This window comes from Trichococcus flocculiformis (genome assembly GCF_900113645.1).
Taxonomy (GTDB): domain Bacteria; phylum Bacillota; class Bacilli; order Lactobacillales; family Aerococcaceae; genus Trichococcus; species Trichococcus flocculiformis.
This window is the reverse complement of sequence record NZ_FOQC01000004.1, coordinates 53,263-73,788: the sequence shown is the minus strand read 5'-3', so window position 1 is coordinate 73,788 and position 20,526 is coordinate 53,263. Positions and strand designations below refer to the sequence as shown.

Sequence of the window (20,526 nt, the reverse complement as noted above, 5' to 3'; positions counted from 1 at the left end):
ATGATACAATAAGTTTCAGTGATGTAGCTTTGATTCTGTTAGCTTGACGAAGGCCCGGAACATGGCAGTTTGTGTTCCGGGCCTTTATTTTCTTATATAACTAGGCAAGTATAAAATTTTTTTTAGTATATTTTGCTGGATAGGGGATGAAGGGTTTATGTTAAGAGAAGAATTGATGAAAATGCTGGATGGCCGTGAAGATGACATGATTGCTTTGCGCCGTCATTTCCACGAGCATCCTGAATTGTCATTCGACGAGAAAGAAACGGCTGCGTTCATCGCCCGTTTCTATGAAAATAAATCGGTTGATGTACAAACGAACGTCGGGAACGGCTATGGCATCATCGTCACGATCAAAGGAAATAAACCCGGCCGGACCATCGCGCTTCGGGCAGATTTCGATGCGCTCCAGATCGAGGAGCAGACCGGTCTGCCGTTCGCATCGAAAAATCACGGTGTCATGCATGCTTGTGGCCATGACGGGCATACCGCTTACCTGATGATCTTGGCGGATTGTCTTATCCGCTTGCGGGACCAATGGGAAGGAACCGTTAAAATTGTGCACCAACATGCCGAAGAGATGGCTCCGGCCGGTGCCAAGAGCATCATGGACTCCGGCTTATTAGATGATGTCGATGAAATCTATGGCATCCATTTCTATCCGGACTATGAAGTGGGTACCGTCTTTTATACGAGCGGATTCGCCTACGCTGGCTGCAGTGACATCAAAGTCACGATCCAGGGGACAGGCGGGCATGGTTCGCAACCGCATCGCTCCAATGATACGATTGTGGCGGCCTCCAGTTTCGTGATGAACCTGCAGACCATCGTTTCCCGGCGCATCAACCCTTATGACATGGCTGTCGTGACGATCGGCTCTTTCGAGGCGGTCGGCAGCAGTAATGTCATCAAGGATAGTCTGATTCTGCGCGGGGATGCCCGCTATATGGATCTTGAGGTGGGAAAAGTCATCGAGGAACACTTCCACCGGATCGGTCGCGGTCTTGAGGAGATGTATAACGTGAAGGTAGAAATCGACTACAACTCCGATTACCCGCCTTTATACAACCATCCAAAAGAGACTGCCAAAGCAGTAGCTGTTCTGGAACAAAACGGTGTCGGTTCTTATTTGAACCAAGTCATCGCAACTTCTGCCAACACTGGAGCGGAGGATTTCGGACAGTATCTGTTGAAAATCCCCGGCGCTTTCCTGAATGTCGGTGCCCGTCCGAACCAGGCAGAAGTGTTCAATAATCATCACCCAAAATTCGACATCAATGAAAAAGCTCTATTGGTCGCAGCTAAAGCAGTCGCTGACATCACCCTTGCGGCGTTATCCGCAAAATGAGCGTTTAGGAGGATAAATATGGATTTAGAGAAGATAGAAGTCGCTGTCCAAATGATTTTGGAGGCGATCGGGGAAGACCCGAAGCGCTCAGGGTTGCAGGATACACCGAAGCGCGTGGCGCGCATGTATGCAGAAATTTTTTCCGGTCTCGAAAAAGATCCAGCCGATCACGCCAAAGTGATCTTTCATGAAGATACAGACGAAATCGTGTTAGTGAAGGATATTCCTTTCTATTCAACTTGCGAACATCATCTGGTTCCGTTTTTTGGTGTGGGGCATATCGCTTATATGCCGAAAGATGGACAGGTGATCGGTTTGAGCAAACTTGCCCGCATCCTGGATGAAGTCAGCAAAAAACCGCAGATACAGGAGCGCATCACGACGACGGTTGCGGATATTCTGATGGAGCATCTGGAACCGCAGGGAGTCATGGTCATTTTGGAAGCCGAGCATATGTGCATGACCATGCGCGGCGTGAAAAAACCGGGCAGCAAGACTGTGACATCCGCAGTCCGTGGTGGATTCAAACAATCCTTCAAATCCAGAAGTGAAGTACTGGAATTGATCAAACTTTAAACGAAGTACACGCTGATGAGGAGAATGGACCTTGAAATTAACGACAAAGACGAAAGTATATGAACTGTCACAGCGCAGTTACATTATGGGAATCCTAAACGTGACGCCGGATTCATTTTCCGATGGCGGAGAGTGGAACACGGTCGAAAAAGCTGTCGCCCACGCGCTGGAGATGGTTGCTGATGGCGCCGATATCATCGACATCGGCGGGGAATCCACCCGTCCTGGTCACACGCAGATATCTGATGAAGAGGAGATTGCGCGGATTGTGCCCGTCATTGAAGCGCTAAAGAAAGCGGTCGATGTGCCGCTTTCAATCGACACTTACAAGTCGGCGGTCGCTCGAGCGGCTTGCGAAGCCGGCGTTGATATCATCAATGACATTTGGGGCTGCAGGTACGATCCTCAGATTGCAGCTGTGGCGGCGTCATTTGATGTGCCGATCATTTTGATGCACAATCGGGAAAAGCCGGATTATGCCTTTTTGATCGAAGATATGTTGACTGATTTGGCGGAGAGTGTGCGGATCGCAGTGTCCGCAGGCGTCAAAAGGGAAAACATCATTCTCGATCCCGGCTGCGGATTCGGAAAAACCTATGAAGACAATCTGAATGTGGTCCATCATCTGAAGCGGTTTGCGGATCTCGGCTACCCGTTGCTGCTGGGAACGTCCCGCAAACGGTTCATCGGAACGGCATTGGGGGATATCCCCTTCAAGGAGCGCGATCTGGGGACAGCCGCCACGACTGCATTAGGCATCGTAAACGGTGCGCAAATATTCCGCGTGCATAATGTAAAGGCCAATGCGGAAATGGCAAGGATGATGGATATCATGTTAAAAAAAGGAGAGAGCCCGATTGGATAAAATCTATTTGAATAATCTACAGTTCTATGCTTTCCATGGATTGAATGCGGAAGAAAAAGTGTTGGGACAACGTTTTAACGTAGATATTGTGCTGCATACTGATACAAAAAAAGCCGGTTACAGCGACAAGATGGAGGATTCCATCCATTACGGACATGCCTACAAGGCGGTCAAAGCAGTAGTGGAGGGCGAAAACTTCAACCTGATCGAAGCTTTGGCCGAGCATATTGCCATCGCTTTGTTTGCGCGTTTTGATGGGTTGCAAGCCTGCCAAGTGAAAGTGACCAAGCCGGATCCACCGATCGTCGGCCATTACGATTCCGTTGCGGTGGAGATCTACCGCGAAAGGGAAGGGAGCTAAGCGCATGCCTATCGTGTACATTGCATTAGGCACGAATCTGGAGCCGCGTGCAGCCCATCTTGATAAAGCCTTGGAGCTTTTCCACTCCTTGTCGGGTGTCGAAGTGAAGCGCGTATCTTCCATTTATGAATCGAAACCGGTAGGCTATCTCGATCAGCCTGATTTTCTGAACCTAGTGTTTGAAGCAGAAACGGAATTGTTACCTTTGGATTTGCTGGACAGCTGCCAAACTATCGAACAGGAGCTCGGTAGAGTACGGACGATTCGATTCGGACCGCGTACCCTGGATGTCGACATTGTTTTGTACGGAGTGGAGAGTATCGATGAAGAACGGCTTACTGTGCCGCATCCGAGAATGCAGGAGCGCTCCTTCGTACTGTTGCCGCTGCAGGAACTGAATCCGGAGTATGTCGTTCCGGAATGGAATAAGACAGTCAATGAATTAGTGGCGGAATTGCCAGCGAAGGATCTCGAAGAAATCTGGAAATACGCACCGGAATCCTGAATGTCTGAACGTATATTGAAAATGAAGATTTTTGTTGAAATGTTCTTGACGTTTTCATTTTAACAAGGTATACTGTAAAAGTTGAGAAATTAAGCAGAGGCACCCGCTTCTCGCCTAAGTGGACAATTGCGTCCCTGGGCCAGATATGTACAAGTAACTTGCAGCAATGCGAGTATTGTCGGCGGGGTTAGTATGACCCGCCGACTTTTTTCTGCGTTCTTTCTCTCAAATATCATGGAGGTGAACGACCATAGCAAAAGATATGATGGTTAACGACGGCATCCGTGCCCGCGAACTACGCATCATCGGTAGTGACGGCGAGCAACTAGGAGTCAAATCGAAAAGTGATGCATTGCAGATTGCAGAAGCAGCTAATTTAGATTTAGTTTTGGTATCGCCAAATGCAAACCCGCCCGTTGCCCGTATTATGGATTACGGCAAGTTCCGTTTCGATCAACAAAAACGTGAACGTGAAGCCCGTAAAAACCAAAAAGTGGTAAGCCTTAAAGAAGTACGCTTGAGTCCTTCCATCGACGAAAATGATTTTCAAACGAAATTGCGGAATGCACGCAAATTCTTGGAAAAAGGTGACAAAGTGAAAGCATCGATTCGATTCAAAGGACGTGCGATCACCCACAAAGAAATCGGACAAAGGGTCCTTGATCGCCTTGCTTCTGAGCTTACTGACATTGCGACGATTGAATCTCATCCTAAAATGGACGGAAGAAGCATGTTCTTGATGTTGGCACCCAAAGCCGATAAATAAATTTGTAACTTAATTTAGGAGGAAAGACAAATGCCAAAACAAAAAACTCACCGTGGTTCAGCTAAACGTTTCAAAAGAACTGGTAACGGCGGACTAAAACGTTGGAGCGCTTTTACAAGCCATAGATTCCACGGAAAAACGAAGAAACAAAGACGTCAATTGCGTCAAGCTTCAATGGTTAGCGCATCTGATATCAAACGCATCAGCCAACAATTATCACAAATGAAATAATTCTAAATAACAACAATAAGAGATAGAACCATGGTTCTAATAAGGAGGAAATCACTATGCCACGTGTTAAAGGTGGGACAGTAACCCGTAAACGCCGCAAAAAGATTATTAAATTATCTAAAGGTTATTACGGTTCAAAACATACATTATTCAAAACAGCTAAAGAACAAGTAATGAAATCTTATACTTATGCTTACAGAGACCGTCGTCAAAAGAAACGCGACTTCCGTAGATTATGGATTGCCCGTATCAACGCGGCTGCTCGTATCAACGGCATGAGCTACAGCACTTTGATCCACGGATTGAAACTTGCTGGTATCGAAATGAACCGTAAAATGTTGGCTGATTTGGCTGTTACAGACGCTGCGGCATTCGCTGCAGTAGCTGAGCAAGCTAAAGCTGCTTTGGCTAAATAATTTTTGAATCGCTGCCTCCCCGGTCATTGACTGGGAGTGCAGCGATTTTTTGTTTTTCTTGTAGTAAATGCTATACTTATTTTATGTCACTAAATCAATGGGGGTATCATTTTGGAAGAGAAAGAATTACAAATGCTGATCGATTTGACGGATGCGAGAGGCGTTCCAGGCAATGAAGGGGAGGTCCGAGAAGTTTTTAGACGCTACGCGGAACCTTTCGCCGAAAGTTTTTCGCAGGACGGATTGGGTGGGCTCTTTGCCAAACATACAGGGGCGGAAGAAGGGCCAACCATTTTATTGGCGGGGCACTTGGATGAAGTCGGCTTCATGGTCACAAGTATCACCGAGAAGGGATTCGTCAAATTCCAAACATTAGGTGGATGGTGGAATCAGGTCATGCTGGCCCAACAAGTGGAAATCACCAACTCTAAAGGCGAACGTTGCCACGGAGTCATCGGTTGTAAACCGCCACATGTACTGACGCCGGAAGCGCGCAAAAAACCTTATGAAATTAAAGATATGTTCATCGATATCGGTGCTTCTTCAAAGGAGCAAGTAGCAGAATGGGGCATCAAACCTGGCGATATGATCACGCCATACATTTCTTTCAAACGCATGAACAATTCCAAATTTCTTTTAGCGAAAGCTTGGGATAACCGCATCGGACTTGCCGTTGCACTGAAAGTATTGGAAAATCTTGCAAATACTGCGCATCCGAATATAATTTACAGTGGCGGCAATGCTCAGGAGGAAGTGGGGCTGCGTGGTGCAAAGACAGCCACACACATGATCCGTCCGGACATCGCCTTTGCTTTGGATACAGGAACTGCTGGAGATACGCCGGGAATGACGCCTCAAGAAGCGGATTCCGAATTAGGCAAAGGGCCGCAATTATTGATTTATGATGCGTCGATGGTCCCGCATCGTGGTTTACGCGATTTTATTGTTGGTGTTGCCGAAGAATGTGAAATTCCGTTCCAGTACACGGTCATCACAGGTGGCGGAACAGATGCTGGTGCTCAGCATCAGAGCCTGGATGGTATTCCATCTTTTGCTATTACTGTTCCGGTACGATACCTGCATTCACACACTTCCATGATCCATGAGGATGACTATTTGAACGCAGTCAAATTAGTCACTGAAATAGTCAAACGTTTGGATGCGGAAACAGTCAGACAGATCCGCGAAAACGTCTGACAAATATGCAAAATATGAACATCTGTCAAAAAATATCCACATATTTTTGCGGAGTGATAGAGTAAGATATAGATAGTGATAAAGTAGGTGTCAAGAAAGCAAGAGGAGGGGATGGAAGGATGGAGAAGTTGAAGCGACGTATCGTAATCATCGGCGGTGGACTTAGAGGATTGACAGCTGCTTATGAAATCGATAAAGCCATCCGGAAACAAAACCTTCCGTTTGAGTATGTCGTTCTGGAGGATCGATCCGCAGTGGGCGGTATGATCCATACGATTGAGATGGACGGGTATGCGTTTGATGTAGGCGCATCAGCTTTCGATTCAAGACGAGCGGATATTTCCGGGTTTTTTCGGGAATTAGGCTTGGAAAGCGAAATTCAATTCAGCAAAGGTGGGAAACTGGTGTTGTTCGATGGGTATGCAGTCATCGATGACGGTATGCCTACCTACCACGGCATACCACTTTTTCCGAATGGTATTTGGCAAGCCAATGGATTGACCTTTGATGCAAAGCTCCGAGCGTTCATGAATAGTCTGTTTTTGTCCAAAAACTTGCATGAGAACCCTGAGTATTCAACCGACAACTTTTTGGAATTTCGTTTGGGACGGGAAGTGGTCGACTATATGGCTGAGCCCTGTTATCCTGATAACGTCTACGGCTCTATGGAATTAATGCCGGTAAAATTGTTCGATGACAATTTGGTGACCATTTTCGGAAGGGCACATATCGGAAAAAATAAAAAAGAACAGTTGTTGCGTTTTGCGGATGGATCCGGTCAGGAGTATACCTTCAAAGGCGGACTGACAACCTTAATCAAATCTTTGGCCCAGCACTCGGAAGGCCATCTGTATGTGAATCAGAAAGTGAAATCATTGAGCAGTGTTGCGGAAGACTTGCTGCTGATTGAATTGAATGGACGTGAATCCATGCGTGCTGGAAGTGTTCTCGTCACAACAAACCCTCAGGAATCCTTAAGTTTTTTGGAAGGTCTTACCAGTGAGGTTGCTATCCCGAAAGCCGAAAGTACCAGTGTCGGAACCGTTTTTTTCAAAATTAACAAAACAGCAGTCAAAAATCCGCCTGAGGGACAAGGATTTGTGATTCCGCGAAAAAGTTCCTATCATACTACCAAGGTTGTTGTCCTGAACAACAAATGGCCGTTGCTTGAGCAGGCTGAACACTATTATATACTTGTGGAATTCGGCAGACGTTTGGAAGAAACCTTGATAGAATTAGCTGATGCTCTCGTGATGGAGATCATCAAGAATGAAGTGAAGGAAATTTTGACTTTGGCTGAAGAACCTCTACAGGTCATTTTTTATCGCTGGGAAAAAGCTGTACCGCATTTCAGTCTGCAGCAAAGACAAGAGATGCTGGATGATGATTATCCAGTCGATAGAGAGTATGCAAAAAGAGGCGTTTTTGTCGGAGGGAACGGAATGGCGGGTTATGGAATGGAAAATGCCATCATAGAGGGAAAACGCTTGGCTGATGAGGCGATCCGCTACATGAAAGAAATGGAAAAGAACAACAGTCCGAATTAAAAATAAAACAGTTCGCCTATCTGTATGATTACAAAGGAGGGTGGACTGTTTTTTAAATTCATATAGTGTTTATTTTTGTTTGGTGCTATAATAAATTCAATGATGTTTAACTGTTACCTATTTACCGGAAAACTGTTTCTTTCTACAAGGGTGAAATGATTTTCGATTGTCGAAAGCTGAAGGCATGTTATAATCTGAATAAGATTCTTTGCTTATCAGATATTGGATTGGAGGATGTTTAATGGAATTGACTATTTTGGGCTGTATGGGTGGCTATCCTACAAAAGATGTCGGTACGACAGCTTATCTGCTGACATCCGATGACTTTAAACTATTGATCGATGTCGGTAGCAATGCTTTATTGTCTCTGGAACATCATCTGGATCCGTTGGATTTGGATGCGGTCATTTTGACCCATTATCACGCGGATCACATTGCGGATTTGGGTGTTCTGCAGTACACTTTCCAGCTGAAAGAGCCTGCAGTCGGTAAATCTAAAAAAATATTGCCGATATACGGTCATGTCGAATCGGAATTTTTCCGCTTGTTGGAGATGCCGGGGGTGAGCGAAGGGATTGCCTATGCTCCGGAAGAAACGTTGGAGTTGGGACCTTTCCGGATCCGTTTTTTGAAAACCGTCCATCCGGTTCCGTGCTATGCGTTGCGGATCGAGGAAATCGCAACCGGAAAAGTCTTCGTTTTCGGGGCGGATTCAGCCTATTTACCGGCATTTGTGCCTTTCGTGAAGGATGCTGACCTGTTCTTGGCTGATGCCAATCTGTTCAACGGAAACGAGCGTCACCATGCACATATGACTGCAGGCGAAGTCGGGACGTTAGCTGAAGAAGCCGCGGTCAAACAATTGATCCTGACTCATTTGCCGCAAAAAGGTACGCTGTCTGTGCTCCTGGACCAAGCGAAAGATGCTGCGCCATCCGTGTCCGTGACGTTGGCTGAAAAAGATCGGATCATCACCATCTGACCGGATTCAGAATCCGGAATGAAACAACAAATCATAATGAAGAATGGGAGAGGAACAGGCATATGTATTTTGTAGATAATCAAGGACAGTTGGATCCAAGCGTTAATATTGCGTTGGAGACATTTTTATTGAAGGAAAAGATCTTGGACGAGCCGATTCTGTTGTTCTATATAAATGAACCGTCGATCATCATCGGACGCAATCAGAATACGATCGAAGAAATCAATGCTGACTATGTCGAAGCAAATAAAATCCATATCGTCCGCCGCATGTCCGGAGGGGGCGCAGTATACCACGACCTAGGTAACTTTTCATTCTGCTTCATCACGAAAGATGATGGCGATTCTTTCCGCGATTTCGGAAAATTCACTAAGCCGGTCATTTCCTTTTTGCACAGCGTAGGCGTCAAGGAAGCTGAATTAAAAGGAAGAAACGACTTGGTTATCGGAGAAAAAAAATTCTCAGGGAATGCCATGTACGCGACAAACGGAAGAATGACGGCCCATGGGACGATCCTGTTCGACTCTGATTTGGATGCCGTAACGGGTGCGTTGAAACCGCGCAAAGAGAAAATCGAATCGAAAGGGATCAAGTCGATCCGTAGTCGTGTAACCAACATCAAACCATTTGTTGATGAGGCTTATCAAAATCTGACTACGGAACAATTCCGTGACTTGATGCTGCTGTCGATTTTTGATGTCGAAACGCGTGAAGAAGTAAAAGAGTACCACTTGACCGATGAAGATTGGAAACGCGTATATGAAATCCGGGAAGAGTACTTTGGCAACTGGGATTGGAATTACGGTAAATCGCCTAAATTCGAAATCCAAAAACATCATCGCTTCCCCATCGGCTCCATTGAAGTCCGCTTGAATGTTGAAGAGGGGCATATCCAACAGTTGAAGATTTTTGGTGATTTCTTCGGATTGGGTGAAATCAAAGATGTTGAAGAAGCGTTTATTGGCGTCAAATATGCCAAACAGGACATCCTGGACAAACTGAATGAACTTGACATCAAGAAATACTTCGGCAATGTGACAGCCGAAGAGTTGTTAGAAGAGTTGTACTGATAAAGAAAGAGAGGCCCCGCAATGTTTGCGGAGCTTCTCTTTTAGATCTTTATGGCTAAACGAACCCGTTCAGCATTTCTTGTCCAGCTTCACGAGTTAGCCCTTCGGAAATTAGATAAATCATACCTATTGTGCTCTACGATGCTCATACGGTATGATTTCCTAAATTTCTTTCAGGGCTAAACGAACTCGTTCAGCATTTCTGTTCTATCTGTGGAGGCCGATTGCTGTTTCCATGCGTCTCAGTGTTTCCGAAGCAACTGCATTCGCTTGTTTAGCTCCTGCATCCAAAATGTCATCCAGTTCTTTGGAACTCAATAGCTCATAATAACGAATCTGCATTGGTTCCAATTCAGCGATGATCGCATCCGCCAATTTTTCTTTGAAATTACCGTAACCTGAACCGGCAAATTCTTTGACCAATTCATCAATCGATTTATCGGTGAAGGCCGAGAAAATCGTCAACAAATTCGAGATGCCAGGCTTGTTTTCTTTATCGTATTCGATGATGCCGCTTGAGTCGGTGACGGCACTCTTGATTTTTTTGCGGATGACTTTTGGCTCATCCAGTAAGGAAATGTATCCTTTGGTATTCTTGTCGGATTTGCTCATTTTGCTGGTAGGGTCTTGGATGCTCATGATCCGTCCGCCGTCTTCTGGAATCATCGGTTCAGGCATCGACAGGATTTTGTTGCCTTTTCCATATTTGTTGTTGAAACGTTGCACAAAGTCCCTTGTCAATTCCATGTGCTGCTTCTGGTCTTCGCCAACAGGGACGAAATCCGTATTGTAAAGGATGATATCAGCTACCATCAATGGAGGGTAAGTCAGTAATCCGGCCGAAACGGTCTCTTGTTTGGAAGATTTATCTTTGAATTGGGTCATTCTCTCCAATTCGCCCAAGTAAGTGTTGCATTGGACGATCCAAGCTGCTTGAGCATGCGCAGGGACTTCCGATTGGATGAAAATAGTCGATTTGTTCGGATCGATTCCAAGCGCCAGATAAAGAGCTGCCAACCCACGTGTCCTTTCTGTAAGGGTGGCTGGATCTTGTGGAACGGTAATCGCATGCTGGTTTACGATGCAGTAGGTGCAGTCATAATCTTCTTGACGCTGCACAAATTGCTTCATCGCTCCGATATAGTTCCCGATTGTCGGGATGCCGCTGGGCTGAACGCCGGAAAATATTTTCTTTTTCATAAATGCCTCCTAGGTTAAGTACGTCACTTTTTATTATAACGCAAATCCGGCTTGTATTCACGATTTTATTCGAATGCACAAAGTTGAACGATTGCGGAACGAGTGGAAGCGTTTTTATTAATTAGGCTGAATTCGGAAAAAAATAATTATCAAACGATATTTATTATAAATTATAAAGTTTGATAAGAAAGGTGCCCGATGTAAAAAAGCCTTTAAATAAAGGTTTCACAATGTTTTTGCTGACTTTGAAAAAGTGTAAATGTGTCTGAAATGTGTCTGGAATTTGTAGAGTCCTTAACAAAAGGATAGCTATTGTGCTTAGATTGGTTTATAATAAGTCTTGTAAGTGATTCACAAACAAAACTTACGAATAAAGGAGAGATCAGAGATGGTAACATTATATACTTCCCCAAGTTGTACCTCATGTCGCAAGGCACGTGCATGGCTAGAAGAAAATAACATCCCTTATACTGAAAGGAATATATTCTCCGAACCTTTGACAGAAATTGAAATCAAGAGCATCCTAAAAATGACTGAAGAAGGCACTGAGGAGATTATTTCCACTCGATCCAAAGCATTCCAAGAACTTAACATCGACTTAGACGAATTACCTTTAAATACATTATTCACTTTGATCGAGGATAATCCCGGTCTGTTGCGTCGTCCGATCATTTTGGACGAAAAACGTTTGCAAGTGGGATACAACGAAGATGAAATCCGTCGTTTCTTGCCAAGGGAAGTCCGCGCGCTGGAATTACAAAAAGCGCAAAGATTGGCAAACTTCTAGTCAAAAGCAATCAAAAAAGAATCAACAGACAAGTGCACCGGAAAAACGGTTGTACTTGTCTTTTTTACGGAAAAAAATGAATAGATGAGAAAGTAAATGAGAAGTTGAAAGATTTTGCGCTTTTGTCTTTACATTTTTGCGATTTGATTTACAATGGGTATAAGAAAAATAGGGAAAGAAAAGTGGGGTGAAGCATGATGGAAATGGAAAACATCAACGAAAACACAATTCGCGTTTTGATTGAGAATTCTGATTTGGAGGAAAGAGGTATCACCTTTCTGGATTTATTAGGAAATCAAAAGCAAATCGAGAGCTTTTTTTACAGCATCCTCGAGGAAGTAGATGTCGATAATCAATTTCATGAATCAGATGCAATTACTTTCCAAGTGCTGCCTAATGGAAATGGGTTAGAGTTATTCATCAGTAAAGGGATGAATAACGAAGACGACTTCGATATGGCGAATGGCTCCAATCAATTGGAGCATGTAGTGGATTACATCAAAAAACAGACGAAGAGTTTCAATGAACGTGACAAAACGGCTGCTGCTACTGAAGAAGAGGATATGGCACCTTTGGAAGTCGTATTCAAATTCCAGAGTTTTGACGACTTTTTGGAGCTGGCGAAACGGATGTTTTTGGAGAGCGGCGTCTCTTCGCTTTACTACTATGATAATCAGTATTATTTGGCGGTTGTCTATTTCATAGATGAGATGACGGAAACGAATATCGACAACGAAATCTTGAAGGCACTGGAATTTTCTGAGGAATCTGATATCGCTGTTGAGATACTTGGCGAATACGGCAAGCTGGTTATCCAAGACAACGCATTGGAATCAGCCAGACATTACTTCAAATAAATAAAAAAATCTGATCCGACCCTCGACTGGGTCGGATTTTTTCTTGTCCATTCGCGGATATTATGGGAAACAGAAAGAAAGGGCGGTTGTTTATGTTGATCGCTAGAAATGCAAGTGGGGAATTGATTCCAGCTTATCAAGCCTCAAAACAAAAAGGCAAAACTATCGGGGAGTACTATTGCCCGGCCTGTAAGGGGAGATTGGTGCTGAAAAAAGGGGATGTCATGATCGCTCATTTTGCCCATCACCAACAATCGGATTGCGCCGTTTTTTCGGAAGGTGAAACACTTCCTCACCTGATGGGAAAACAAATGCTTCTGGAGAAATTTCGGCGTGAAGGGGTTGCTGTCACTTTGGAGTGTTGGCTTCCGGAATTGCAGCAGCGTCCGGATCTCCTGCTGGTTCTGGAAAATGGAAAGAAAATTGCTGTGGAGTACCAATGCAGTCCGATTTCGCCTGCCGATCTTAGGGCACGTACACAGGGGTACCAAAGATTCGGCTACGAAGTGTGGTGGATTTGTGGAACGCATTATCAACCGGGGGGAATCAAAATAACGCAGTCGATCTGCCAATTCTTGAATCATTCCGATGCACTCGGGAATTGGATTTGTATTTTGGATACAGCAGCGAATGAAATAGCCATCCATCACCATCTAAAGTTGAGCAGCGATGATCGCTTTCATTTTATGAAGATTGCGATTCCGGTGGATGATCTTAAAGTTGTTGCTTTAGAAAGTCTTTACGCAAAAGGTTGCTTGCCAGGGTACAAAGATTTGCTGCTGCCGTCTGCCGGCAAAATCGTTGACCGCAAACATATGCAGGCGAAGGATATCAATCTGTTGCGGTATCGAACCGATCCGGAGCATCGGAAATTTCTTTTGGCGGTCTATCTCGATCGGAAGGATTTGTATCATTTGCCGGCATTCCTGTTTGAGTTACCTTGTCGAACGTTAGGCATCCGAACGCCGGCCTACATCTGGCGTTACTATCTTCTTAAAGACTTCAGTAATCCGGAAACGGCAAAGCTTCTCACAAAAAAATACCTTCTCGAGTGGCTGTCAACTTGTATACGCACGAACAGAATCCGGACACGTGTTGCGATGGAGGCCAACATGGAACTTCTATGGGAACCCTTGCTCCAATTCATGATGCGGTTGGTCGAGGATGGCCACGCCGCAGCCATTGGCAGGGAAGCATGGGTCCTGCTGTCCGAGCCGTTGAACAGAAATGAAACGGATCATCATTCGTGTTTGAGTTAGAATCTGTATATTCTTGCCAGTACCCTTTCGGCCCTAAGGTATGCTAAAATTATACTATTGAAATAATTTTAGGGGGAAAGTGGATGACAAACACAGAGAAACATTTAAAGAGAGCGGAAGTCCCTGAGGCTTCCACGTGGGATTTGACAGCGATCTTTCCGACGGATGCAGCTTTCGAGAAAGAGTTGGATGAATTAGCGGGAGCGGTTCCTTTCATACGGGCTTTGCAGGGAACCATCGGCTCGAGCAGTCAAGCTCTATTGAAAGGGATTGAAGAAGTCCTCGAAATCAATCAAAAGTTGGAACGGGTCTATGTCTATTCCCATCTGAAGAATGATCAGGATACGTCGGACAGTCTGTATCAGAATTTGCACGATAAAGCCTTGTCGATTTTGACGAGCGTCAGTGAAGCTACCTCTTGGTTCGAGCCAGAAATCATGGAGATTCCGGAGGATGAACTGGAGAAGTACTTAGCAGAAAACGATAAGCTGAAACCTTACGCGCATTTATTGGATAGCCTTACCTCTGCTCGTGAGCACGTCCTTACCGCCAGAGAAGAAGAGTTATTGGCGGGTGCGGGAGAAATTTTTGCTGCGCCAAGCAAGACTTTTTCCGTTCTCAATAATGCTGATATGACATTCCCGAAAGTGAAAAATGAAGAGGGCCAGGAGGTCCAATTGACTCATGGTTTGTATGGAAAGTTGATGGAAAGCCCGGATCGGGAAGTCCGTGAAGGAGCCTTCAAAGCACTATACAAGACATATGATGGTCTGAAAAATACGTTTGCGACTACCTTATCGACTAACGTGAAGGCGCACAATTACAAAGCCAAAGTACATAAATATGAATCCGCCCGTGCAGCCGCTCTGGCGAATAATCACATTCCGGAATCCGTTTACGACACGTTGTTGGATGTGGTGAATGAACATCTACCTTTGTTGCATCGCTATGTGGACTTGCGTAAAGACTTGTTGGGGGTCGAGGAGTTGCATATGTACGATATGTATACGCCATTGACAGGGGAAGCCCCAATCAAATACAGCATCGAGGCGGCGATGGAAGAAACCTTGAAAGGTCTTCAGCCGCTTGGAGAGGACTATTTGGCTATCCTCCAGGAAGCATTTGACAATCGTTGGATCGACTGGCTTGAGAATGAGGGGAAACGCAGCGGAGCTTATTCTTCCGGTGCCTACGACACGAATCCGTATATCCTGATGAATTGGCAAGATTCGTTGAATCAATTGTATACATTGGTCCATGAATTGGGACATAGCGTGCACAGCTATCTGACAAGAAAGAGCCAGCCTTATGTGTACGGAGATTATTCGATTTTCCTGGCCGAAATCGCTTCGACAACGAATGAAAATATTTTGACCGATTATTTGTTGAAGACCCAAACCGATCCCAAAGTCCGCATCTATATTTTGAATCATTACCTGGATGGTTTCAAAGGAACGATATTCCGCCAAACCCAATTTGCCGAATTTGAGCACTATATCCATCAGAAAGCCTTGGAAGGTGTCCCGTTGACGCAAGATTTCATGACTTCTTATTATGCGGAATTGAATGCCAAGTATTATGGTCCGAGCGTCGAAAAGGATCCTGAAATCGGCATCGAATGGACCCGTATTCCGCATTTCTACTATAATTATTACGTCTACCAATACGCTACCGGCTTTTCGGCTGCGACGGCATTGGCTAAACGCATCGTGGAGGGTGAAGAGGGCGCGTTAGAGAAGTACCTTTCCTATCTGAAAGCAGGAAACAGCGACTATCCGATTGAAGTTATGAAAAAAGCAGGCGTGGACATGACTCAGTCAGCTTACATCGAGGATGCTATGAAAGTGTTCGAGGAACGTCTGAATGAACTCGAACAATTGATTGCAGCGCAACAGGCTTAATCAAATGAGTCCTTCTAATAATAGTCTTCATTAGAAAAAGCTTCGCGGCCCTCCGAGGGTCGCGAAGCTTTTCTTAATCAGTGGGTGATGCGTTGGTAGTTTTTTCCGATTGTCGTGATGTTTGCTTTCTTCAGGTTGGCATTCTTCTGGTCGCACGCTACCGAGCAATCCTTGATTACTTCATGCAATACTTCGGCAGTGATGTTGTCTTCCAACAAGAGGCCGTATTGATAATTCAGATTATCAAAGATGACAAGCGAAGGATTCGTGTTGATGTTCATCTCTTGGGCGATATGCTGATCTGCTTCATAGCTGCTTTTTACGAAAGGCGATTCTTTGTCCTCAAAAAACATGTCGACATCCAGATTAGCTTTGATAGCCACTACCGTTAATAGTTCTTTAGAGTAGGCGGTCTTACCGTCCGCAAGTGATTTCTGCAGGTGAAGCAAAAAGTTGCGGCCGCGTTTTTTGCCTTGCATCAAGGCAGCCTTATATGCCAAAGAGGCATCATAGATGGAACTGTATATTTGATTGCGTAAGGTTAAATCTTTTTCCGGCAAATTTAATCTCTTCATGTACTGCGTCACGGTATTGAAATTATGGAAAGTGATGAAGCGGAAGTGAACTTTCGGGCCTTCCAATGAACTCATGAATTTCAGAACTTCTTGTTCGGTAAGGTAGCACTTGTGGCCTATCGGGTTCACGAATAGATAAAGCTCAAAAATCTGTTGAGGAGAAGAGATAGAATCAGCTGTATTCTGTTTTGACCTATACATTTTAATCATCCCTCTTTCCTGTTTTGCTTACTTTTAGTTTACCAAAAAAAATCCCAAACAAGTAGCAATAAGGCTTCCCGAAGAGTTGCCTGTTGAAGACCGGCAATAGTTCTTCCTTATGACCTTCTTTTTTCTTGTTCAGTATCGGCTGTTTCATTGTCAAGGTGTATTTTACGAGACAATGAACTAATTTGCAACTAAATCGATTGATTTTTTTATCTTGTATAGCTTGAAATTCGATTCAGACAGAAGAATTTTGCGCTTTTGTCTGTTTTACGCGATGAAATAAGCAAAAAGATCCATTCTTCGTTCGATTCTGAGGAGAATGGATCTTTTTATATAGAATGGATCGGCGGAAATTAACTACTAATGATGTGTCGTCGAATTTGGATAGGCCAGCATACGTTCGATTTTTTGTTTCGCTTTTCGGACTTTGATGTCATGGAGCTTCAGAAAATTCTGGAATATGAGGGCTCCTTCGTCCAAAGACTCGGACTCGAATTCTAATTCGTAATCCATCTGATCCTGGTAGAAACTTTTATCCAAGAAGAAGGTACCTTTGTCACCCGGGAAATCATAGCGGATGGTCGAGAGTTGTCCGATTATGACAAGGTCCCCTGGCGCGATACCTAATCCCTTCAATTTGTCGGCTACATTCCCTGTTGCTTTCATCAGATGAGCTTCGACCAATGTTTTTGCTTCATCGAGAGTCAAATCATCATTCGTTTCCAATTTTTCATTTTCTTGGATAGGCGTCTTCAGTGTAATTTCACCTTTATCTTCATACATCCGGATGCGCAGTCCACTGTTCAGACCCTTCAGTTTAAAGTCAGGTGTATCGAAATAGATATTGGTTTGTTTGGTCGGTTCAGTTTCATCAAGGTCGAAGGCAACGATCAACGCTTCGTATTCTTCTTTATTTAATAGGTTTTTGAATTCTTTTTCAACATTTTGGCTCATTGTCGGTACTTCCTTTCTGTTAAGAGGGTCGTTTTGATCGCGGTAGCTGATCAAAATTCGAATGTGCGTCAAATCCATTCATCAGCACATAATCGAGTAGGTGATGCAAAATCTTAATCATATTGTATCATAAGTTTTGCATTGGTTATCATTTAGCGATACTGCTGTAAAGTGCGTATTGTTTATATTTGAATAAAAAATGAATTCGTCCCTTTTCGACAAGAATTGTATAGAATCATAAATAATTGTGATAAAATAAAGTAGCATATACTATATGATAGGGTGTCGTTCTATGGAAAATAATGAAGTTGAAAACTGGGATTCATTTTTAGCGCCGTACGAACAAGCGGTAGAGGAACTAAAAGTTAAGCTGAAGGGGATCCGCAAGCAATATCGCGATGAGAATACGCACGCCCCCATCGAATTCATTACGGGACGTGTCAAAACAAAGGAAAGCATATTGGAAAAGGCGGAAGTCCGGGATATCGACTTGACCAGACTGGAACAAGACGTACAGGATATTGCCGGATTGCGGATCATGTGCCAATTTGTAGAGGATATACACGAAGTTGTGCGCCTTTTGCGCGCAAGAAAAGACTTTAAGATCATCATAGAACGGGATTACATTACGCATAAAAAAGAGAGCGGCTATCGCTCGTACCATATGGTGATCGAATATCCGGTCCAACGCATTTATGAAGAGAAAAAAATACTCGTCGAAATTCAGATCAGGACATTAGCCATGAATTTTTGGGCAACGATTGAACATTCGTTGAACTACAAATATCGGGGCGAATATCCGGAAGAATTGCATGACCGTCTGATACGCGCGGCAGAAGCTGCCTTTCGTCTTGACGAAGAAATGTCGGAAATACGCGAAGAAATCAAGGATGCTCAACGTTATTTTTCCGATAAGAAAGAAGATGGACGATAAAATTATTCGAGAGGAGATCGGATATGAAAATTGCACTGGTCCATAACCAGACGCCAGAGACGTTATCCGTTGCGGCGAAGTTCAAAGAGATGTGCCTCTCTGAAAAAATTGAAATTATCACGGACCATCCGGATCTTGTGGTATCGATCGGGGGCGATGGCACATTGCTTTCGGCTTTCCATAAATACGAAGAACAATTGAACCATGTGCGATTTGTGGGAATCCATACTGGACATCTGGGCTTCTATACGGATTGGCGTACTTATGAACTGCCGGAACTTGTGGAAAGCCTGAAGCATGACAAAGGGGAAAGCGTCAGCTATCCACTGCTCGATGTGCGCGTCAAGTATGCTGATGAGGAGGAAGAAACCCGCTACATCGCTCTGAACGAAGCAAGTTTGAAGAAAATGGACGGAACGATGGTTTGCGATATCTACGTGAAGGATGAGCTGTTCGAGACATTCCGGGGTGATGGTCTTTGTGTTTCCACTCCTACAGGTTCGACCGGGTTCAGCAAATCGCTTGGTGGAGCCGTTATCCATCCTCGCACGGAAGCTATCCAGCTGACCGAGATGGCCTCGGTGAATAACCGCATCTATCGGACGCTGAGTTCACCCATGATCATAGCGAAAGACGAATGGATTGTTATTTATCCTCACAAGGAAGATCGCTTGATTTTGTCTGTGGATCATTTGACATTCAAGAAACGAAGCATCGAACGACTGGTTTACCGGATTGCTCAGGAGCGCGTGCATTTTGCGCGTTACCGTCACACGCATTTCTGGGATCGGGTGGAGGATGCGTTCATCGGCGTGAAGAAAAACGATAGGAACGAACGGACAAAGGAGCGGTGAATATGTCAACCAAAAAGTGGCTGCTGAAGGCGCGTTTGAAGGAACAGCACATCGAAGCGCTGAAGGGGCTCTACCCGGATTACGAGATGATTACCGATGACGCGGAAACAGAAGCGTTCGGTGTAGTCGAATGGACTGTCGGATGGAACGACGAATTGACCAACCTGTTGGAGGAAGGAAAGTTGCCTTCATTGAAATGGGTCCAAGCGATTTCGGCAGGCGTGAACAGTCTTCCCTTAGAAACCTTTGAAAGAAAGGGAATCTACTTGACGAACGCGAGCGGCATCCATGCTGAACCGATTGCTGAATACGTCATCGGCGTATTGCTTTCGCATATGCGCGGATTGAAGGCTGCGATCCTGAATCAGCCGCAACGCAAATGGGAACAGACCATGGAACTCCAGGAACTGAAAGGCAAGACGATGATGATCGTAGGTGCGGGTCACATCGGGAATCGGCTGGGAGAACTGGCCAAAGCATTCGGTATGAAAGTCATCGCTGTCAATCGCAGCGGTAAGGATTTACCTGGCATGGATGTGACGGTCAAAAAGGATGATATTGTTACAGTCATCGATTTTGCGGATGTTGTCGTGGATATCCTTCCCCAAACGGATGAAACCTATCGTGTGTTCAATGATGCTCTATTCTCGCGCATGAAAAAGGGTGTTCTATTCGTGAATGTAGGGCGTGGCGCCACGGTGGACAGCGATAGTCTCATCAAAGCGTTGGACAATGGGACGGTGGCCTACGCGGCTTTGGATGTGTTCGACGAGGAACCGTTGCCGGCAGAAAGTCCATTATGGAGGCATGAAAAGGTACTGATTACGCCGCACTTTTCGGGTGTGGTTGAACATTTCCGGGACAGTCTGATTGAAGTTGTCTTGGAGAACGCAAAGAGTTACAAAGAAGACGGCAAACCAAGCCGTAATCTGATTGATTTTGGGAAGAAATATTAACAGATAAAGAAGGGCTGCACCAGCGACTTGGCAGGTGCGGTCTTTTTTGCCAATTTTTTTCACATGATGGCGGGGCATGAGTTGTGGAATGTGCTCATTTTGGTTAGAATAGGAATGTATGTTACCGGGCTGAATCCTGAAGCTTTCAGGATCATTGTAATGCTTGGTGATCTGTTCA

At 44.7% G+C, this 20,526-nt stretch carries 22 protein-coding genes; 19 read left to right on the top strand and 3 right to left on the bottom strand.

Going from position 1 to position 20,526, the window contains the following annotated elements:
- Positions 1–157 precede the first annotated feature (157 nt).
- The 12 genes from BMZ71_RS03215 to lplA all read left to right on the top strand — a co-directional run bounded on the left by BMZ71_RS03215 (position 158) and on the right by lplA (position 9,864).
- Complete coding sequence (locus tag BMZ71_RS03215) at positions 158–1,348, top strand: amidohydrolase (protein ID WP_086988303.1); 1,191 nt, start codon at positions 158–160, stop codon at positions 1,346–1,348.
- Between the two features lie 18 nt (positions 1,349–1,366).
- Positions 1,367–1,924: a GTP cyclohydrolase I FolE gene (folE, locus tag BMZ71_RS03210; protein WP_086988304.1), complete on the top strand. Its 558-nt coding sequence runs from the start codon at positions 1,367–1,369 to the stop codon at positions 1,922–1,924.
- 85 nt (positions 1,925–2,009) lie between these two features.
- A complete protein-coding gene (gene folP, locus BMZ71_RS03205; RefSeq protein WP_086988369.1) occupies positions 2,010–2,789 on the top strand; it encodes a dihydropteroate synthase in 780 nt (259 codons plus the stop codon).
- Complete coding sequence (gene folB / locus BMZ71_RS03200; protein ID WP_086988305.1) at positions 2,782–3,150, top strand: dihydroneopterin aldolase; 369 nt, start codon at positions 2,782–2,784, stop codon at positions 3,148–3,150. Before folP ends, folB begins: the two co-directional genes overlap by 8 nt.
- A gap of 4 nt (positions 3,151–3,154) precedes the next feature.
- Positions 3,155–3,655, top strand: coding sequence for a 2-amino-4-hydroxy-6-hydroxymethyldihydropteridine diphosphokinase (gene folK / locus BMZ71_RS03195; protein WP_086988306.1), 501 nt, complete (start codon positions 3,155–3,157; stop codon positions 3,653–3,655).
- A gap of 262 nt (positions 3,656–3,917) precedes the next feature.
- Positions 3,918–4,421 (top strand): translation initiation factor IF-3, encoded by a 504-nt coding sequence (gene infC, locus BMZ71_RS03190; RefSeq protein WP_086988307.1) that lies wholly within the window; start codon positions 3,918–3,920, stop codon positions 4,419–4,421.
- 30 nt (positions 4,422–4,451) lie between these two features.
- Entirely contained in the window at positions 4,452–4,652 is a 201-nt protein-coding gene (rpmI, locus tag BMZ71_RS03185) for a 50S ribosomal protein L35 (protein ID WP_068559934.1), read from the top strand.
- A 56-nt stretch (positions 4,653–4,708) separates the two neighbouring features.
- Positions 4,709–5,068, top strand: a complete 360-nt coding sequence (rplT, locus tag BMZ71_RS03180) for a 50S ribosomal protein L20 (protein WP_068559936.1) — start codon at positions 4,709–4,711, stop codon at positions 5,066–5,068.
- 111 nt (positions 5,069–5,179) lie between these two features.
- Positions 5,180–6,265 carry a M42 family metallopeptidase gene (locus tag BMZ71_RS03175; protein WP_086988308.1) on the top strand — a complete coding sequence of 362 codons (1,086 nt, stop codon included), beginning with the start codon at positions 5,180–5,182 and terminating at the stop codon, positions 6,263–6,265.
- 119 nt (positions 6,266–6,384) lie between these two features.
- Positions 6,385–7,812, top strand: a complete 1,428-nt coding sequence (gene hemG, locus BMZ71_RS03170) for a protoporphyrinogen oxidase (protein ID WP_086988309.1) — start codon at positions 6,385–6,387, stop codon at positions 7,810–7,812.
- A gap of 241 nt (positions 7,813–8,053) precedes the next feature.
- Positions 8,054–8,794 carry an MBL fold metallo-hydrolase gene (locus BMZ71_RS03165; RefSeq protein WP_086988310.1) on the top strand — a complete coding sequence of 247 codons (741 nt, stop codon included), beginning with the start codon at positions 8,054–8,056 and terminating at the stop codon, positions 8,792–8,794.
- 62 nt (positions 8,795–8,856) lie between these two features.
- Positions 8,857–9,864: a lipoate--protein ligase gene (gene lplA, locus BMZ71_RS03160; RefSeq protein WP_086988311.1), complete on the top strand. Its 1,008-nt coding sequence runs from the start codon at positions 8,857–8,859 to the stop codon at positions 9,862–9,864.
- Between the two features lie 207 nt (positions 9,865–10,071).
- Here lplA and trpS read toward each other — a convergent pair whose 3' ends face one another.
- On the bottom strand, positions 10,072–11,064 hold the full coding sequence (gene trpS / locus BMZ71_RS03155; protein WP_086988312.1) for a tryptophan--tRNA ligase: 993 nt from the start codon (positions 11,062–11,064) through the stop codon (positions 10,072–10,074).
- A gap of 388 nt (positions 11,065–11,452) precedes the next feature.
- Here trpS and spxA point away from each other — a divergent pair, with 388 nt between their 5' ends.
- The 4 genes from spxA to pepF all read left to right on the top strand — a co-directional run bounded on the left by spxA (position 11,453) and on the right by pepF (position 15,868).
- Positions 11,453–11,851 carry a transcriptional regulator SpxA gene (gene spxA / locus BMZ71_RS03150; RefSeq protein ID WP_068559948.1) on the top strand — a complete coding sequence of 133 codons (399 nt, stop codon included), beginning with the start codon at positions 11,453–11,455 and terminating at the stop codon, positions 11,849–11,851.
- 194 nt (positions 11,852–12,045) lie between these two features.
- Positions 12,046–12,708 carry an adaptor protein MecA gene (locus tag BMZ71_RS03145; RefSeq protein WP_232309282.1) on the top strand — a complete coding sequence of 221 codons (663 nt, stop codon included), beginning with the start codon at positions 12,046–12,048 and terminating at the stop codon, positions 12,706–12,708.
- 92 nt (positions 12,709–12,800) lie between these two features.
- Positions 12,801–13,967, top strand: a complete 1,167-nt coding sequence (locus BMZ71_RS03140; protein WP_177187472.1) for a competence protein CoiA family protein — start codon at positions 12,801–12,803, stop codon at positions 13,965–13,967.
- Between the two features lie 83 nt (positions 13,968–14,050).
- Complete coding sequence (pepF, locus tag BMZ71_RS03135; protein ID WP_086988314.1) at positions 14,051–15,868, top strand: oligoendopeptidase F; 1,818 nt, start codon at positions 14,051–14,053, stop codon at positions 15,866–15,868.
- Positions 15,869–15,945: 77 nt separating this feature from the next.
- Here the strand turns inward: pepF and BMZ71_RS03130 are convergent, their stop codons facing one another.
- Both BMZ71_RS03130 and BMZ71_RS03125 read right to left on the bottom strand, forming a co-directional pair.
- A complete protein-coding gene (locus BMZ71_RS03130; protein WP_177187471.1) occupies positions 15,946–16,644 on the bottom strand; it encodes a DsbA family protein in 699 nt (232 codons plus the stop codon).
- Positions 16,645–17,010: 366 nt separating this feature from the next.
- On the bottom strand, positions 17,011–17,604 hold the full coding sequence (locus tag BMZ71_RS03125; RefSeq protein ID WP_177187470.1) for a CYTH domain-containing protein: 594 nt from the start codon (positions 17,602–17,604) through the stop codon (positions 17,011–17,013).
- 292 nt (positions 17,605–17,896) lie between these two features.
- Between BMZ71_RS03125 and yjbM the strand changes: the two genes are divergently transcribed.
- Genes yjbM through BMZ71_RS03110 form a run of 3 tightly spaced genes read left to right on the top strand, consistent with a single transcriptional unit; the run spans position 17,897 to position 20,348 of the window.
- Positions 17,897–18,538 carry a GTP diphosphokinase gene (yjbM, locus tag BMZ71_RS03120; RefSeq protein WP_086988317.1) on the top strand — a complete coding sequence of 214 codons (642 nt, stop codon included), beginning with the start codon at positions 17,897–17,899 and terminating at the stop codon, positions 18,536–18,538.
- A gap of 23 nt (positions 18,539–18,561) precedes the next feature.
- Entirely contained in the window at positions 18,562–19,392 is an 831-nt protein-coding gene (locus BMZ71_RS03115) for an NAD kinase (RefSeq protein WP_086988318.1), read from the top strand.
- Positions 19,393–19,394: 2 nt separating this feature from the next.
- Positions 19,395–20,348 (top strand): NAD(P)-dependent oxidoreductase, encoded by a 954-nt coding sequence (locus tag BMZ71_RS03110; RefSeq protein ID WP_086988319.1) that lies wholly within the window; start codon positions 19,395–19,397, stop codon positions 20,346–20,348.
- Positions 20,349–20,526: the final 178 nt, after the last annotated feature.